This window comes from Janthinobacterium longum (genome assembly GCF_051380735.1).
GTDB lineage: Bacteria > Pseudomonadota > Gammaproteobacteria > Burkholderiales > Burkholderiaceae_D > Janthinobacterium.
The window spans coordinates 138,613-155,817 of record NZ_JBNYXQ010000006.1 but is presented as its reverse complement, the minus strand read 5'-3'; the positions used below and the strand labels follow the sequence as shown (position 1 = coordinate 155,817).

The 17,205-nt window shown below is 59.9% G+C and carries 13 protein-coding genes, 2 tRNA genes and 1 pseudogene; 3 read left to right on the top strand and 13 right to left on the bottom strand.

The genetic code is table 11. The features are described from left to right. Positions 1-30 precede the first annotated feature (30 nt). The 11 genes and pseudogenes from ACQ4WM_RS16835 to ACQ4WM_RS16785 all read right to left on the bottom strand — a co-directional run bounded on the left by ACQ4WM_RS16835 (position 31) and on the right by ACQ4WM_RS16785 (position 12,412). A complete protein-coding gene (locus ACQ4WM_RS16835) occupies positions 31-1,689 on the bottom strand; it encodes a ShlB/FhaC/HecB family hemolysin secretion/activation protein (protein ID WP_436547820.1) in 1,659 nt (552 codons plus the stop codon). Positions 1,690-2,308: 619 nt separating this feature from the next. Then, a pseudogene (locus tag ACQ4WM_RS16830) lies at positions 2,309-3,016 on the bottom strand (metal-dependent phosphohydrolase); the annotation flags it as partial. A 404-nt stretch (positions 3,017-3,420) separates the two neighbouring features. Beyond that, positions 3,421-4,290, bottom strand: a complete 870-nt coding sequence (locus ACQ4WM_RS16825) for an NAD(P)-dependent oxidoreductase (protein ID WP_436547819.1) — start codon at positions 4,288-4,290, stop codon at positions 3,421-3,423. Between the two features lie 79 nt (positions 4,291-4,369). Continuing rightward, a complete protein-coding gene (gene hisC, locus ACQ4WM_RS16820; protein ID WP_436547818.1) occupies positions 4,370-5,425 on the bottom strand; it encodes a histidinol-phosphate transaminase in 1,056 nt (351 codons plus the stop codon). Between the two features lie 267 nt (positions 5,426-5,692). Further along, positions 5,693-5,782: transfer RNA gene (locus ACQ4WM_RS16815), tRNA-Ser, on the bottom strand. Between the two features lie 290 nt (positions 5,783-6,072). Further along, positions 6,073-6,162: transfer RNA gene (locus ACQ4WM_RS16810), tRNA-Ser, on the bottom strand. Positions 6,163-6,249: 87 nt separating this feature from the next. Further along, on the bottom strand, positions 6,250-7,539 hold the full coding sequence (gene serS, locus ACQ4WM_RS16805; RefSeq protein WP_436547817.1) for a serine--tRNA ligase: 1,290 nt from the start codon (positions 7,537-7,539) through the stop codon (positions 6,250-6,252). A 99-nt stretch (positions 7,540-7,638) separates the two neighbouring features. Further along, positions 7,639-7,842 (bottom strand): hypothetical protein, encoded by a 204-nt coding sequence (locus tag ACQ4WM_RS16800; RefSeq protein WP_436547816.1) that lies wholly within the window; start codon positions 7,840-7,842, stop codon positions 7,639-7,641. Positions 7,843-7,994: 152 nt separating this feature from the next. Next, the gene (locus ACQ4WM_RS16795) at positions 7,995-9,302 is read right to left on the bottom strand and encodes a replication-associated recombination protein A (protein ID WP_436547815.1); all 1,308 of its coding nucleotides are present in this window, start codon (positions 9,300-9,302) and stop codon (positions 7,995-7,997) included. 81 nt (positions 9,303-9,383) lie between these two features. Next, positions 9,384-10,040, bottom strand: a complete 657-nt coding sequence (lolA, locus tag ACQ4WM_RS16790) for an outer membrane lipoprotein chaperone LolA (RefSeq protein WP_436547814.1) — start codon at positions 10,038-10,040, stop codon at positions 9,384-9,386. 5 nt (positions 10,041-10,045) lie between these two features. Beyond that, entirely contained in the window at positions 10,046-12,412 is a 2,367-nt protein-coding gene (locus ACQ4WM_RS16785) for a DNA translocase FtsK (protein WP_436547813.1), read from the bottom strand. A 228-nt stretch (positions 12,413-12,640) separates the two neighbouring features. Between ACQ4WM_RS16785 and trxB the strand changes: the two genes are divergently transcribed. The 3 genes from trxB (at position 12,641) to ACQ4WM_RS16770 (ending at position 15,023) form a co-directional block, all read left to right on the top strand. Then, complete coding sequence (trxB, locus tag ACQ4WM_RS16780) at positions 12,641-13,594, top strand: thioredoxin-disulfide reductase (protein ID WP_436547812.1); 954 nt, start codon at positions 12,641-12,643, stop codon at positions 13,592-13,594. A gap of 13 nt (positions 13,595-13,607) precedes the next feature. Continuing rightward, the gene (locus tag ACQ4WM_RS16775; protein WP_436547939.1) at positions 13,608-14,273 is read left to right on the top strand and encodes a Smr/MutS family protein; all 666 of its coding nucleotides are present in this window, start codon (positions 13,608-13,610) and stop codon (positions 14,271-14,273) included. A 120-nt stretch (positions 14,274-14,393) separates the two neighbouring features. Next, a complete protein-coding gene (locus ACQ4WM_RS16770) occupies positions 14,394-15,023 on the top strand; it encodes a trimeric intracellular cation channel family protein (protein ID WP_436547811.1) in 630 nt (209 codons plus the stop codon). Positions 15,024-15,048: 25 nt separating this feature from the next. On the opposite strand, the gene ACQ4WM_RS16765 is transcribed toward ACQ4WM_RS16770, so the two are convergent. Together ACQ4WM_RS16765 and ACQ4WM_RS16760 are read right to left on the bottom strand one after the other, a co-directional pair. Continuing rightward, positions 15,049-15,387: a P-II family nitrogen regulator gene (locus ACQ4WM_RS16765; RefSeq protein WP_065307165.1), complete on the bottom strand. Its 339-nt coding sequence runs from the start codon at positions 15,385-15,387 to the stop codon at positions 15,049-15,051. Between the two features lie 155 nt (positions 15,388-15,542). After that, a complete protein-coding gene (locus tag ACQ4WM_RS16760) occupies positions 15,543-17,162 on the bottom strand; it encodes an NAD+ synthase (RefSeq protein ID WP_436547810.1) in 1,620 nt (539 codons plus the stop codon). Between the last annotated feature and the right edge of the window lie 43 nt (positions 17,163-17,205).

Sequence of the window (17,205 nt, the reverse complement as noted above, 5' to 3'; positions counted from 1 at the left end):
ATCGTTCGGGTGATCGTTATTTGTTATTGCTTAGAAGTACTTTACGGCTTGCAACCAGAAGCGGCCGGCGGAATCGGGGGCCGACGTGGCCCTGGCATTGCCCAGCTTGTGCGCGTAATACGCCTTGATCAGCAAGGCGTTGGCGCCGGTCCAGGAGAGGCCAACGCCGGCGCCACTCAGGGTGCGGCGGTTCTCGCCGGCACTCCATTGATTGCGATTGAGCTTGACGGTACCCGTGTCGGCAAAACCGACCAGTTGCAGCTGGCCCGCCACGGCGGTGAAGGCCGGCAGGTTGTGCCGCAGTTCCAGGCTCAAGACATAGCCCTGGTCGCCATACGCCTCGCCGCCCGGATAGGCGCGCACGCCGCCGACGCCGCCCAGGCCCATTTTTTCCGATACATCGAGGTTTTTCGACGACGTCTGCGCGTTGACGATCGCGAAGAAACTAGTTTCCTCGCCCAGGCTTTGCAGGCGCGATGCAGTCAGGCCCAGCTTGTGAAAGCTGCCGTTCGATTGCACCGTCAGTGCATCAATCAGCCGCGCCACCGGCGTTTCGATATCGATCTTGCCGGTGGTATAAGTCAGCGAATAATTGTTGGCGCCGCCGCCACCCACGCTGTCTTTGCTGTCACCATTCAGATTGAGCATCCAGACCTTGGCAGTCTTGTCGTTGACGGTGCCGGTCGACTCGGTCTTGTCCTGGAAATCCTTGCTGTCGTAGTTCACTTGCGCATACAGGTTGCCGGCGCGTGTGCGTATCAAGGGATAGCTGCCGTACACACTGGTGATGTTTGCCGTACCCTTGGCCTCCAGCACGGCGAACTCCTTGCCCAGCTTGTAATCCATATAGGTATAGGCCGCGCCCAGGCGCAGCAGGCCGGCCTGGCCCTGGTAGGCTGCGCGAACATAGTTCAGGCCGTCAGTCGAGGTGAAGGCGCGCACGGTGGCGACGTCGCCGATGCCGGCCAGTTCATTGATGTTGAGCGTCCCGCCAATGCGGTTGCGGCCCGTGTAGCGGTTGCCCTGGTTGTCGATATCAACACTGCCGTTAAAGCGCGAGCCCGGCACCACGTCGACAATCAGGTCGGAAGCGCCCAGGGAGGCGCCCGGCGCCAGGGTCGAGCTGACCTGCACGCCCGGCAGGTCGGACAGCAGCAGCAAACGGCGCTCGAGCGGCGTGGTGGCGATCACTTCACCGTCCAGGCCAGCGAGGATGCTGCTGGCCAGGCGGTCGGACAGATTGCTCTTGTTACGCAGCTGTACTTTCCCGTACTGGCCCGGCAACACGCCAATCTGCACCACGCCATCCTTGATGTCCTGCGCCGGCAAAAACGCCTGCGCCAGGAAGTAGCCACGCGTCTGGTAATAGCTGGCAATCTTGTTGGCCATGCCGCGCAGTTCGGCCAGGGTCAGCTCGCTGCCCGGCACGAAGCCGCTGGCGGCGACCAGTTCGCGTTCCGCGAATACCGGCGGCGCGGCGATCTGCAAACGCTCTACCTTGATGCGGGTGCTGTCACCGACGCTGGCGGCCGGCACATCGCCGCGCTGCACGCGGATGGCGGGCGCCGCTTTCGGCAACTGCGGGGCGACCGGGATCTGCTGCAACTGACTGCCAGCGCTGGGCGGATCGACGGCGTACGCATTCTGGATCAACAGCAACAAGGTCAGGGGTAGAAGTTTGGAGCGCAAAAGAATCCTCTCGATCACATAATCACATAATCACTTAAACAACGGGGCAGCAATATTGCCATATAATAATTTTATAATTTATATAGCTTTAAATTTTCAATTTAAAAATGGACTATCCATATTTACTTCAAGCAAAGATTTTCATAAATGAATCATTTTCAAGTGCATGAGATCTGGTACAGTTAGCTTACACATTTTCCATAAAGAATTAATCTCAAATAATCACCATCCTGCTTCGCACAGGGTCACAGCATGGCAATCTGCCAGTTTCAGCATCAAAAAATCCGGTTTTGAAATATTTATAAATAAACCTTAAAACACCGTTTTATATTATCTATCGCGTATTGAATTTTTTTTCATCCTATTTAAAATATTAATCCGATCATTATTTAACAATTAATGGAAAAGACTGCGGGGAAAGATACAATTACATCGCCTTGCAGGCAATGCACCTGACAATCCGGCCATGGCATGCAAGATCGTTGCCGGCGCGCGCTGGAAGTCAATTGCCATTCAGGCCAGGTTTCACTGAAAAAAATTCACCGCAGAATGTTCCAGAAAATCCTGAAACCGTTGCTGCCTTACGACATCAACGCACGCAACACCGCCTCAAGCCACTTCATGGGCGGACCAGGTGTGCCTGCTGCGGCAGTGGAATTTCCCAGTTCCACAACATCGCTTGCAGCTTCTTGCTACTCAGGGACGTATCGCGCTGGCCATTGCGGCGCAGCAGTTCGCGCGCGCTCTTGGGCATAATCGCCCACTTGCCTTTCGTTCTTGCCGTGGCGCAGGCCCAGCGCCTGGCGCCCATCGTCGAACGACACCACCGGCAGTTGCGGATGGTGCTTCGCCACCCAGGTATTCTTGCCCGACGGCGGCAGGCCCGACATCACGATCACCCGCGAGCCCGGCTGCTGGAACAGCGGATAGTCCAGTGGGCCTGGGCGCCGCGAAAGTACTTCACGCGCGTATGGTCGTCGGCAAAGGCGCGCGGCCGGTCATAACAGCCCTCTTCGCGCGACAGCTCGCGAAACAGTTCGATCGCGTCCAGCACACGCTGCGGGTCGGGACAGATGCGGCCGCGGATATCGGCCCCGGCCAGCATCGCCAGCAAGCCGATATCGACCTGCCACGACAGTTCGCGCACGGTAAATTCGGGCGTCGCGCCACGGCGCGAGGTTTCCAGCGCGAAAAACGGTACCTGGTGCACCTGGATCAGGCGACAGATGGCTTCGCGCACGGCAAACGGCACCGCGTAATCCCACAGCGCGATGCGAGCGTCGAGCGCGCCCTTGCGCGAATGGCCGGGCTGGCCGTTGGCGCCATCGATTTTTTCTTCGATGACGACGTACTTGCCGGCCAGACGCTTCAACGGCATCTGGTCGGAAGCATCGTCGCCCGGCTGCGGGCGCGAGCCTTCCCGATGCGGCGTGCGCGGGTATTTCAATAACGGTAAGGATTGCAGGTACATGGCGTCACACGCCGTGTTCACGAGAGCGTGTCCTTTGCAGGGTCAGGGGTGCTGACGACGGGGGCGGGCGTGGAGTATGTTCAGCGCAAAAAGTGTCGCGGCAATCGGGAGCGTCAACGCGCCAACCGATGCTGCAAAGGGCAGTTCGTCAGCGTTAGCAGGTAAGGGCGAATTGGCGAGGCACTTTTGGCTCCAGCAAGGATGAGATTTGGGAAAGAAGCTGCAATATAACGGCAGCGCCGCCATATTGCTAGGAATGCCTACTTCCTGCCCAGGCGCGTGATCAGGCTGGACGTATCAAAGCGGTTGCCGCCAGCCTGCTGTACTTCTGCATAGAACTGGTCGGTGAGCGTGGTCACGGGCAGGTCGCTGCCGTTGCGCTTGGCTTCGGCCAGACAGATGCCCAGGTCCTTGCGCATCAGGTCAACGGCAAAGCCGAAGTCGAATTTGCGCTCGATCATGGTCTTGCCGCGGTTTTCCATCTGCCAGGACTGCGCTGCACCCTTGGAAATCACGTCCACCACCAGCGCCGCGTCGAGGCCCGCGTTCTCGGCAAAGGCAATGCCTTCGCTGAGCGCTTGCACCAGGCCGGCGATGCAGATCTGGTTGACCATCTTGGTCAACTGGCCCGAACCCGATGGCCCCATGTAAGTCACGGCACGCGAGAACAAGCCAATCACCGCTTCGGCACGCGCATACGCTTCCATATCGCCACCCGCCATCACCGTCAGCTTGCCGTTTTCAGCGCCCGCCTGGCCGCCCGAGACGGGGGCGTCGAGGAAGAACACGCCCTTCTCTTTTGCTGCCGCATGGAGGGTGCGCGCCGCTTCGGCAGACGCCGTCGTATGGTCGACCAGGATGCTTCCTGGCGCCATGCCGGACAGCAAGCCGCTCTCTTCCAGGATCACCTGGTACAGATCGTTGTCATTGCCGATGCAGGTGAAGACGAACTCGGCGCCTGCGGCCGCTTCGGCCGGCGTCGGTGCGCTGCTGCCCCGGTGCTGTTCCAGCCAGGCTTGCGCTCGCGCCGGGTTGCGGTTGTAGACAGTAACGTCATGCCCGCCCGCCGCCAGATGGCCAGCCATGGGAAAACCCATCACGCCCAGGCCGATGAATGCCACTTTTGCCATATTGTCCGTCCCCTTGTTATCGATTGTTATGGATGAAAGAATTCATCGATTGTGGCACAACTTCCATTCTTTGAACCTGTCACACCAGGCTGCGCAAGGCGCCCAGCAAGGCCGCGCACTCTTGCCGATTGCCGATGCTGATGCGCAGGTACTGGCTGATGCGCGGCGCATTGAAATGGCGCACGATCACCGAGCGCGCGCGCAGGCCGGCCGCCAGCTGCGCCGCATCGTGCTGCGGGTGGCGGGCAAACACGAAGTTGGCCACCGAAGGCAGCACCTCGAAGCCCAGTGCAGTCAACTCCTGGGTCAGCTGGGTACGGCTGTCGATCACGGCAGTGCGCGTCTGCTGGAAATACGCTTCGTCGCGGAACGAAGCGACGGCGCCAGCCAGCGCCAGCCGGTCCAGCGGATAGGAATTGAAGCTGTTCTTGACGCGCTCGAGCGCCTCGATCAGGTCCGGGTGGCCGATGGCGAAACCGACGCGCAGGCCGGCCAGCGAACGCGATTTCGACAGCGTCTGCACCACCAGCAGATTCGGGTAATGCTGCACCAGCTTGATGGCGCTCTCGCCGCCGAAATCCACATACGCTTCGTCGACCACCACCACCGCATCAGGATGCGCGAGCAGCATCGACTCGACGCCGGCCAGCGGCAGGTCAACGCCGGTAGGCGCATTCGGGTTCGGGAAGATAATGGCGCCGCACGGTCCGCTGTAATCTTCCGGGCGGATGCGCATGGTGTTGTCCAGCGGCACGGTGCGGTAGTCGATGCCGTACAGCTTGCAATACACGGGATAAAAACTGTAGCTGATGTCCGGAAACAGCAGCGGCGCGTCGTGTTTGAGCAGGGCCATGAAGGCCAGCGCCAGCACTTCGTCGGAGCCATTGCCGACGAACACTTCGGCGCTGGTCACGCCGTGGTAGCCGGCCAAAGTCTGCTTCAGTTCGCTGGCGGTAGGGTCGGGATACAGGCGCAGGCTGTCAGTGGCCGCTTCTTTCAAGGCGGCGATCACTTGTGGCGACGGACCGTAGGGGTTTTCGTTGGTGTTCAGTTTGATCAGGCCGGGGAGTTTGGGCTGCTCGCCGGGGACGTAAGGGGTCAGCTGGGTGACGATGGGGCTCCAGAATTGGCTCATTGCTTTTGCTTGTGGGTCGGGGATGGGAGAAGGAAACCGGGAGTAGATTACCATAGCGGGGGTGGCTTGGTTGCAGTGGATGCTGGAGTAGGAACCGCCTTGCGCTGCGCGCTTTGGGCGGTTTTTAAAACCTGAATGGGCGATTCGAAGGGCTGGGCGAGTACGCCCAGCCCTTCGAATCCCACGCGCACGCCCCGCCGGGGGCGTGCTCCTCTTCGCCAGAACAAATAAAAAAAGCTCCCTTGCGGGAGCTTCTTTTATTTGTTCTGGCGGAGAGGGTGGGATTCGAACCCACGGTACGATTTAACGTACGCTTGATTTCGAGTCAAGTACATTCGACCACTCTGCCACCTCTCCAGGTATTGCTTGCGCTGCGGTCTTTTCAAGCATTGCTGCGAGAAGGCAAGATTATATAGAGGGTGGGAGGGAAATGGAAGGGGGGAGTGGAGGATATTTGTTTTACTACTAAAAATCCCTTTACGCTGGCGCGCTTTGGGGATTTTTTAAACCTGAATGGACGATTCGGAGAGCCTTGCGCGAGTACGCGCAAGGCTTCGAATCCCACGCGCACGCCCCGCAGGGGGCGTGCTCCTCTGCGCCGGCACAAATAAAAAAAGCTCCCTTGCGGGAGCTTCTTTTATTTGTTCTGGCGGAGAGGGTGGGATTCGAACCCACGGTACGATTTAACGTACGCTTGATTTCGAGTCAAGTACATTCGACCACTCTGCCACCTCTCCAGGTACTGCGCATTGCTTGCGGTCTTTTCTTGCATTGCTGCGAGAAGGCAAGATTATAGCAGCCGGCACAGAAAAGGGAAGGACTTTTTAGGCCTTCAGGTGGGTCAGGCCGCCCATGTACGGGCGCAGCACCGGCGGGATCTCGACGCTGCCGTCGGCTTGCTGGTAGTTTTCCAGTATCGCGACCAGGGTGCGGCCGACTGCCAGGCCGGAGCCGTTCAGGGTGTGGGCCAGTTCGGGTTTGCCGGCTGCGTTGCGGAAACGCGCCTGCATGCGACGCGCCTGGAAGGCTTCGCAGTTCGACAGCGAGGAAATTTCGCGGTAGGTATTCTGCGCCGGCAGCCATACTTCCAGGTCGAAGGTCTTGGCGGCGGTAAAGCCCATGTCGCCGGTGCACAGCGACATCACGCGGTATGGCAGGCCCAGGCGCTGCAAGATGGTTTCGGCGTGGCCGACCATTTCGTCCAGCACGTCATACGAGGTATCGGGATGGACCACCTGCACCATTTCCACCTTGTCGAACTGGTGCTGGCGGATCATGCCGCGCGTGTCGCGGCCGTAGCTGCCCGCTTCCGAGCGGAAGCATGGCGTGTGCGCCGTCATTTTCAAGGGCAGCTGGTCCAGCGGCAAGATCTCGTCGCGGGCGATATTGGTCAAGGTCACTTCCGAAGTCGGGATCAGGTAGAAGGTCTCACCCTCGCCTTCCACGCCGCCTTTTTTCACCGAGAACAGATCGGCTTCGAATTTAGGCAACTGGCCGGTGCCGCGCAGCGAGTCGGCGTTGACCATGTACGGGGTATAGCATTCGGTGTAGCCATGCTCGTCGACGTGGGTATTGAGCATGAACTGCGCCAGCGCGCGGTGCAAACGGGCGATGCCGCCTTTCATGACGGAGAAGCGCGAGCCGGTCAACTTGGTCGCCACTTCGAAGTCGAGGCCCAGCGCGGCGCCGACGTCGACATGGTCTTTCACTTCAAAGTCGAACGTGCGTGGCGTGCCGAGCTTGCGCACTTCCACGTTGCCCGCTTCGTCTTCGCCGAGCGGCGCCGATTCGTGCGGCAGGTTAGGCACGGCCATAATGAATTCGCTCAGCCTGGCTTGCACCTGCGCCAGCGCCGTTTCATCGGCTTTCAATTCGTCGCCCAGGCCAGCCACTTGCGCCATCACGGCCGAGGTGTCTTCGCCCTTGCCCTTCAACATGCCGATCTGCTTGGACAGCGCATTGCGCTTGCCCTGCAACTCTTCGGTACGTGTCTGTATCGCCTTGCGCTCGGCTTCGAGGGCGGTAAAACCTGCCACGTCGAGCTGGAACTTGCGCGTCGCCAGGCGGGCGGCAACGTTGGCGATGTCTTTACGGAGTAATTGGATATCTATCATGGGGTGCGTGGCGGTGCTGATATAAGGAAGCACACATTGTACCAAGACCCGTTCGTTTGATTGCGAGTTTTGCACTGGCCGGCCTGCCGGCCACCAGCATCAGATAAAGGCGGCTTTCTCGGCGGCGCTCAGGCGGCGGGCGCTGACGGTCACTACCGGCATCGACGTGTCGACCGCATGGGCCACTACGGCCGAGTCGGCGCTGACGCTGACCGAACGTGCATCGGCGGTGGCGAAGCTGGCACCGATAGCCAGGACGGCGGCGGCGACAAAGGCGATTTCCATGTTTTTCAGTGCGTTCATGATGTGGCTCCTGGTGGTGTGGGTTGTTGTCAAGTGCTGCTGGTATGGTGGTACTTTAGCCAGCGAACACCTGCAACACCACCGGATTGCGACCAGCGGCGAAAAACGCGGCGCGAACGGTAAAAATGCAGGATTGAAGCGTGGAACGACGCTCAGAGCTTGCCGGCTTTGCGGTCCAGCTCGCGCAGCCATGCCAGCTTGTCGGCGATCTTGCTTTCCATGCCGCGCGGCACGGGCTTGTACCAGCCCGGCTCCATCATGCCGTCCGGAAAATAGGTTTCGCCGGCTGCATACGCGTCGGGCTCGTCATGTGCGTAGCGATAAGCGTGGCCGTAGCCCAGCTCCTTCATCAGCTTGGTGGGTGCATTGCGCAAATGCACCGGCACCTCTTTCGACTTGTCTTTCTTGACAAAGGCCATGGCCTGGTTGAAAGCGTTGTAGCCGGCATTGCTTTTCGCGGCAATCGCCAGGTAGATCACCGCCTGCCCCAACGCCAGCTCGCCTTCGGGCGAACCGAGCCGTTCATAGGTTTCGGCTGCGTCGTTGACCATGGTCAGCGCACGCGGGTCGGCCAGGCCAATATCTTCCCAGGCCATGCGCACGATGCGGCGTGACAGATAGCGTGGATCGGCACCACCGTCGATCATGCGGCAGAACCAGTACAGGGCAGCATCCGGGTTCGAACCGCGCACCGACTTGTGCAGGGCCGAGATCTGGTCGTAGAAATTGTCGCCGCCCTTGTCGAAGCGGCGCGAGTTCAACGTCAATGCATTGTCGACAAAAGCCGCATCGATTGTCGTGGTACCGGTCGAACTGGCGGCAGTGTCGGCCTGCTCCAGCAAATTCAAAAAGCGGCGCGCATCACCGTCGGCATAGCCGATCAGCGTGTCGACGGCCGCGTCCTCGAACACCAGGTGCGACAGCGCGCTCGCCTGCGCCTTGGCCAACAGCAGCTTGAGCTCGTCTTCCGTCAGCGATTTCAACACATACACTTGTGCGCGCGACAGCAGCGCCGAGTTGACCTCGAAACTGGGGTTTTCGGTGGTGGCGCCGATAAACGTCACCAGGCCCGATTCCACGAAAGGCAGCAAGGCGTCCTGCTGCGACTTGTTGAAGCGATGAATCTCGTCAACAAACAGCAAGGTATGCTTGCCGAACTGGTCCAGGCTGTTGCGGGCCTGGTCCATCGCCGCGCGGATATCCTTGACGCCGGCAAACACGGCCGACAGGGCAATGAATTCGCTGTCGAAAGCGTTTGCCATCAGCCGCGCCAGGGTGGTCTTGCCCACGCCAGGTGGGCCCCACAGTATCATCGAATGGGCCTTGCCCGCTTCGAAAGCCAGGCGCAGCGGTTTGCCCACGCCCAGCAGATGGGTCTGGCCGATGACTTCGGTCAGGATTTTCGGGCGCAGCGCTTCGGCCAGCGGCTGGCGTGGTTCGGTGGAAAACAGATCCGCCATGATGATGTCCAGTAAAAAATGCAAAAGCCCCGCATCGCTGCGAGGCCGGTCGACAAGCAAGCGCGACTAACGCAAACGAGCTTAATTGTTAATCACGTCCGCCCCCTTGGGCATGACAAATTTAAAGTGATTGGCGGCCAGCAACGGATTCTTCTGGAAGTTCTTGAACGACAGGATAGAGGTCTGGCCGAACGAGTCGCGCAGTTCCATCGCTTCGGGCACGCCGTTGCGCAGACCGATATTGATTTCGTCAAACGTCGTGTCCTTGGCTTTCGGCGTCGCCTTCAGCCACTCCAGGCCGTCGCGCGTGCCCGCTTCGGCCAGCGTGAAATTCTTTTCCAGGTCGTTGCTGCCGAACAGGATGGCGGCCGGCGAGGAACCGAGCGCGTCACCCAGTTTCTTGATGGTGACCTGGCTCAGGTCCTTGTCGTAGATATACAGTTGCTCGCCATCGGCTTGCAGCAGTTGCTCGTACGGTTTCAGATAGGTCCAGATAAACTTGCCCGGACGGGCGAATTCAAAGGTGCCGCTGGCCGGGGTGGAGACTTTCGCCTTGCCGCCCGCGTCCGCTTTTTTTACTTGCCGCTGCACGAACTCGCCCTTGGCCGACTTGGTGCCGGCAGCGAAGCTCTTGAACTGCTCCAGCGCGCTGGCCGAGGCGCTGGCCGCGAACAGCAAGCCGCAGGCAAGGCTGGTGGCACCAATAAGAAATTTTGTTGCGATAGTGTGTTTGGTCATTCTTTTTATCCTGGTTCGGCACTTGCCGCCGGCACCAGGATTTCCCGGTTGCCATTGGACTGCATGGTTGAGACAACACCGCTTTGCTCCATCTGCTCGAGCAAACGGGCCGCGCGATTGTAGCCGATGCGCAAATGGCGCTGCACCAGCGAAATCGAGGCGCGGCGGTTCTTCAATACGACTTGCACCGCCTGGTCGTACAGGGCATCGGCCTCGCCGCCGCCCTCGCCCGGCGCGGCGCCGGCCTCGCCGCCTTCGCCTTCCAGGGTGCCGCCTTCAAGGATGCCCTCGACATAGTTCGGCTCGCCCTGCAACTTCAAATGGCTGACCACGCGGTGCACCTCTTCATCGGACACAAACGCGCCGTGCACGCGCATCGGCAAACCGGTGCCGGGCGGCATGTACAGCATGTCGCCCATGCCCAGCAGCGCTTCCGCGCCCATCTGGTCGAGAATGGTGCGCGAGTCGATCTTGGACGACACCTGGAACGCGATACGGGTCGGTATATTCGCCTTGATCAGGCCCGTGATGACATCTACAGATGGGCGCTGCGTCGCCAGAATCAAGTGCAGGCCGGCCGCGCGCGCCTTTTGCGCGATACGGGCGATCAATTCCTCGACTTTTTTACCGACCACCATCATCAGGTCGGCCAGCTCGTCGATGATAATGACAATGGTCGGCAGTTTTTCCAGAGGTTCCGGCGAATCGGGCGTCAGGCTGAACGGATTCGGAATATGTTCTTCGCGCTTGGCGGCGTCGGCAATCTTGGTATTGTAGCCGGCCAGGTTACGCACCCCCATCTTGCTCATCAGCTTGTAGCGGCGTTCCATCTCGTTGACGGCCCAGTTCAGCGCGTGGCCGGCCTGGCGCATATCGGTGACCACCGGCGCCAGCAGATGGGGAATGCCTTCGTAGACCGACATTTCCAGCATCTTCGGGTCGATCAGGATCAAGCGCACGTCGTGCGGATCGGACTTGTACAACAAGGACAGAATGGTGGCATTGATGCCCACCGATTTACCGGAACCGGTAGTACCGGCCACCAGCAAGTGCGGCATCTTGGCCAGATCGGCCACCACCGGCTTGCCGGCGATATCCTTGCCCAGCGCAATCGTCAGGCTCGACACGCCATCGTTGTAGACCTTGGAGCCGAGAATTTCCGTCAGGCGCACGATCTGGCGCTTGCTGTTCGGCAGTTCCAGCGCCATGTAGTTTTTGCCGGGAATGGTTTCCACCACCCGGATCGAAGTCAGCGACAGCGAACGGGCCAGGTCGCGCGCCAGGCCGACGATCTGACTGCCCTTCACGCCAGTGGCCGGTTCGATCTCGTAGCGCGTGACGACCGGGCCGGGGTAAGCGGCCACTACTTTGGCGTCGACGCCAAAATCGGACAATTTCTTTTCGATCAGGCGGCTGGTAAATTCCAGCGTTTCCACCGACACGGTTTCCACCACCGCCGGCGCTTCGTCGAGCAGTGACAAGGGCGGCAGCTTGCCGTCGCCCAAACCCTCGAACAGATAGGCCTGGCGTTCTTTTTCCACGCGTTCGGATTTCACCACGGCCACCACCTGCGGCTCGATTTTCACCGGCGGCGCAGCGACGTGTTTTTCCACGTGCTTGGCCCGTTCGATCACCACTACTTCGTCGCGGCGCACGGCGGCCACTTCGCCCTGGCGACGATCTTCGCGGTCGCGGTAGCGCAGCACGAACCAGTTGAAACTGTCTTCGATGGCAGCGCCTATGCGCTCGGCCACCTGCAACCAGGAAACATGGAAGAACAGGCTGAAGCCGAGGGCAAACAGCAGCAGCAACAGCAAGGTCGCGCCGGTGAATCCAAAGGCGACATGGCTGGAGTGGCCCACCAGCTGGCCCAGCACGCCGCCGGGTTCGCGCGGCAGCTGCACGTGCAGGCTTTTCGCCATGCGCAGGTATTCCAGGCCCATGCTGCCGATCAGCATGATGGAAAAGCCGACGATGCGTATCAGCATCTCGACATGGTGTTCGCGCTCGACGTCATCTTCCTGTTCGAGCAGAAAGCGGCGGCTCAGGCGGTGATAACCGTTCCACACCGTGCGCAGCAGCCACACGCACCACCACCAGGCGGAAAAACCGAAGATATATAACAGCAGGTCGGACAGGGTCGCGCCCAGCTTGCCACCGAGATTGGCCACCTTGTCGACCGAAGTGGCGTGCGACCAGCCCGGATCGAGCTTGTTGAAGCTGGCCAGTATCAGCACGAAATACAGGGCGAAGGCGGCAAACGCGAACCAGCGCGCCTCGGACAGCAGCCGTACCAGCCGGTTGGGCAACGGGCGGCGCTCGACCGGCTTGCGGGTATAACTGTTCTGGTTGGCCTGGGCTGGTTTAGTCATTCTGGGAAGCGCTGCAAGGTGATATGTGTTCTATAAGTGTTTCTTTAATGGAATACCCCATCATAGGCTGTATTCTAAGCCATATGCGTGCGAGACGACCCCACGATTCGTCTGTGTGGACGGCTTGGTCTATAATCCGGCGATAGCTTGCGCAAGCACAACACTGCCTTGTTCTTGACGTGAATGCCCCCAATTCGGATAGATCCCATACAGAGAGAAGCCCCCATCATGACCACTACCAAACACGCCCGCGTTCTGATCCTTGGCTCCGGCCCTGCCGGCTACAGCGCCGCCGTCTATGCCGCGCGTGCCAACCTGAAACCGATGCTGGTCACCGGCGTGGAACAGGGCGGCCAGTTGATGACCACTACCGACGTGGAAAACTGGCCCGGTGACCCGATGGGCGTGCAAGGCCCGGACCTGATGCAGCGCTTGCTGCAGCACGCCGAGCGCTTCAACACGGAAATCGTGTTTGACCATATCCATACGACGTTCCTGAATGAAAAGCCGATCCGCCTGAAAGGCGACAGCCACGAATACACCTGCGACACCCTGATTATTGCCACCGGCGCGTCGGCGCAATACCTGGGCCTGCCTTCGGAAGCGGCCTTTATGGGCAAAGGCGTGTCGGCCTGCGCCACCTGTGACGGTTTCTTCTACCGCAACCAGGAAGTGGCAGTCGTCGGCGGCGGCAATACGGCCGTCGAAGAAGCGCTGTACCTGTCGAATATAGCCGATAAAGTCACGCTGATCCACCGCCGCGACAAGTTCCGCGCCGAGGCGATCCTGATCGACCGCCTGAACGCCAAGGTTGCCGAAGGCAAGATCGTGCTGAAGTACAACCATACGCTGGACGAAGTAACCGGCAACGAAGGCGGCGTGACAGGCCTGAACATCAAGTCGACCATCGATGGCAAGGTCGAAGCGTTGAATGTGCACGGCGTGTTTATCGCCATTGGCCACAAGCCGAACACCAGCATCTTCGAAGGCCAGCTCGACATGCACAACGGCTACATCAAGACGAAAACCGGCCTGGAAGGCATGGCCACCGCCACCAGCGCGCCGGGCGTGTTTGCCGCTGGCGATGTGCAGGACCATATCTACCGCCAGGCCATCACCAGCGCCGGCACCGGTTGCATGGCGGCACTGGACGCGCAGCGCTACCTGGAAGGCCAGGAGTAAGCTGGTGGCGTCGATGAAAGACTTTGCCGACCTGAAAGCTGTCAGCAAGCAGCTCAAGGAGCAGGCCGAAGCGCGCGCGGCGGAACTAGCCGAGCGGGCAAAAAAGGCGCAAGTGCAGGCGGTGGAAGGCAATCTGTTCAAGGCCAGCATCGGCGGCGTCAAGCGTCTGCCTGAGTCGGACCGCTACGTGCCGGCGCTGCCGAAAACGCCAGCCATGACGTCAGCCCAGCCGGCGCGCAAACTGAGCCGCGAGGAAGACGATGCGGCCGTGCTGCGCGAGTCGCTGTCGGACCTGTTCGAAGTCGATCATTACCTGGAAAACGATCCGGCCGTCAATTATGCGGCGCCTGGCGTGGGACCGGACGTGGTGAAAAAAATGCGCAAGGGCCATTGGCCTGTCCAGGATGAACTGGACTTGCATGGCTTGCGCCGCGATGACGCGCGCGACGCCATCGGCGCTTTCCTGGCCCATGCGACACGGCGCAAGCTGCGCTGCGTGCGCGTGATCCACGGCAAGGGTTTCGGTTCGAAAGGACAGGAACCCGTACTCAAGTCGATGGTGCACAGCTGGCTGGTGCAAAAGCCGGAAGTAATCGCCTTTTGCCAGTCGCGCCGCTCGGAAGGCGGCGACGGCGCGCTGACGGTGCTGCTGGCCGCGGCGCTGCAGGTGGTGCGCTAGCGCTACCCTCCTTCGTCAATAGTTGCTTTAAAACACGGCCCCGTTTGTCACCACTCGGGGCCGTGTCATGTTAACCTGTGGCTATTATTTTTTGCCGGGCAATAGTCCGGCCGCCGCCCAATGATGCCACCCCAACTGCCGCCCGGATCACTGATCAAACTGATCGAAGTGATCGCCATTCTGGTAGGTGCGTTTTCCGGCTTTATCGAGGCGCGCCGCAAGCGCATGGATTTGGTCGGGGTGTTCGTGGTGGCCTTTATTACGGCGTTTGGCGGCGGCACGCTGCGCGATATCCTGCTCGACAAGCGGCCACTGTTCTGGGTTTCGCACCAGGAATACGCGATCCTGATCTTCGTGCTGGCGCTCACCGCTGCACCGCTGATCCAGCATCTGCGGCAAATCGTCTCCGAACGGCTGATCGTGGTGGCCGACGCAATTGGCCTGGGCATGTTTGCGGTTGCCGGCGTGGCCGAAGCCATGCGCGCGGGCATGCCACTGTTTATTGCCTCGATGATGGGGGTGATTACGGGGATTTTTGGCGGCGTGATGCGCGATATCGTGTGCAATGAAGTGCCGATGGTGTTTCGTGATGGCAAACCGTATGCGATCTGCGCCTTTATCGGCTGCTGGGCCTATCTGCTGCAGAAGCATTTTGGCGTCGCGCACGACTTTGCGCTGTGGACCAGCGCCAGCGGCATTACGATCATGCGGCTGATCAGCTGGAAATTTGACATGCGGTTGGGGCGCTGACACCAGCACCCCATGCAAGGCAAGCTTATACCGCTTCCGGGCCCGTTTCTCCGGTGCGGATACGGATGACCTGTTCGATATTGCGCACGAAAATCTTGCCATCGCCGATCTTGCCGGTGCGGGCGGCCTTGATAATGGCGTCGACCACCTGCTCGGTCACGCTGTCGTCAACCACCACTTCCACCTTGACCTTGGGCAGGAAGTCGACCACGTACTCGGCGCCACGGTACAACTCGGTGTGACCCTTCTGGCGGCCAAAGCCTTTTACTTCCGTCACGGTCAAACCCGTCACATTCACATCGGCCAGGGCTTCGCGTACTTCGTCGAGCTTGAATGGTTTGATGATGGCGGTAATCTGTTTCATGTCTTTCTCCGGTTCTTAAACATAATGATGCGACAATTTGTTGATTGAGCAGCTATTCATTCGCGGACGCTCATGTGAACGCAGCGGAAATCTGGGGTCAGACCCGCCGGGTCTGACCCCGGCCTTTCAGCAGTTGGGTGAAAGCAAGCTCCATCTTATTCAAAGAATTTCGAGGTAATCGGATAGCGCCAGTCGCGGCCAAAGCCACGGTGCGTGACGCGGATGCCGACCGGCGACTGGCGCCGCTTGTATTCATTGATCTTGATCAGGCGCGTGATGCGGGTCACGTCGGCCGGTGGATAACCGGCTTCGATAATCTCGGCGATCGGCCGGTTCTCTTCCATGTACAGTTGCATGATGCCGTCGAGTATGTCGTATGGCGGCAGCGAGTCCTGGTCCAGCTGGTCGGCGCGCAGTTCGGCCGACGGCCCGCGCGTCAGGATGCGCTCGGGAATCACGTCTGACACACCGTTGCGCCAGGCGCACAGGCGATAAACCAGGGTCTTGGCAATATCCTTGATCACCGCAAAGCCGCCCGCCATGTCACCATATAACGTGCAATAGCCTACCGCCATCTCGCTCTTGTTACCGGTCGTCAACACGATACTGCCATGCTTGTTCGACAGCGCCATCAGCAGGGTGCCGCGGATGCGCGCCTGGATGTTCTCTTCCGTCGCGTCTTCGGCCAAGCCGGCGAATTCTTCAGCCAGGGTAGCGCGGAAGGCGTCGAAGGTTTGCTTGATCGGAATTTCATCGTAGCGCACATTGAGGCGTTTTACCATGTCGCGCGAATCGATCCACGAAATATCGGCCGTAAACTGCGACGGCATCATGACGGCGCGCACTTTGTCGGCGCCCAGCGCATCGACGGCAATCGCCAGGGTCAGCGCCGAATCGACACCGCCCGACATGCCGATCAGCACGCCGGGAAAGCCGTTCTTGACTATATAGTCGCGCACGCCCAGCACCAGCGCCTGATACACCTGGGCTTCGGTCGACAGGGGTGCAGCGACCGGCTGCGGCACGGGGCTGGCGCCATCGAATTCGACGATCTGCAGGTCTTCCTCGAAGTGGCGCAATTGGGCGCAAATCACGCCATCGGCGTCCATTACAAACGAATCGCCGTCGAAGATCAGCTCGTCCTGGCCGCCGACCAGATTCGCGTAGACCAGCGACATGCCTTGCGCACACACATACTGGCGCATGGTTTCATAGCGCAGATGCTGCTTGTTCATATGGTAGGGCGAGCCGTTCGGCACCAGCAGCACCTGGGCACCCGCCGCGCGCGCACGCTCGGGGGCGTGGGCGAACCAAGTGTCTTCACAGATATTAATGCCGAAGCGCACGCCCTTGACGGCAAACACAAAAGCCTGGTCGCTCGATGAAAAATAACGCTTTTCGTCAAACACGGTGGTGTTCGGTAAATCGTGCTTGCAGTAGGTGCCCAGCACCTGGCCGTTGACCAGCACCGAAGCGGCGTTATGGCGCACCAGGCTGCCGTCATCTTGCAGCGGCAAGCCGACGACCACATGCAGGTCGGGGAACTGCGCCAGGTCTTGCGCCAGCGCCGCAAACGTTTGTCGGGTTTTTGCGTAGAATGCATTGCGCAGCAACAAATCTTCCGGTGGATAGCCGACCAGCGACAGTTCGGGCGTCAAGACGATATCGGCGCCAGCAGCATGGGCGCGGCGGGCCAGGTCGACGATTTTGGCGCGGTTGCCGGCCAGGTCGCCGACCGTACTATTCATTTGAGCAATTGCGACTTTGACTGTCATGATATTGGATATTTCGTTTTATTAACAAAGACGGGGCCAGCCC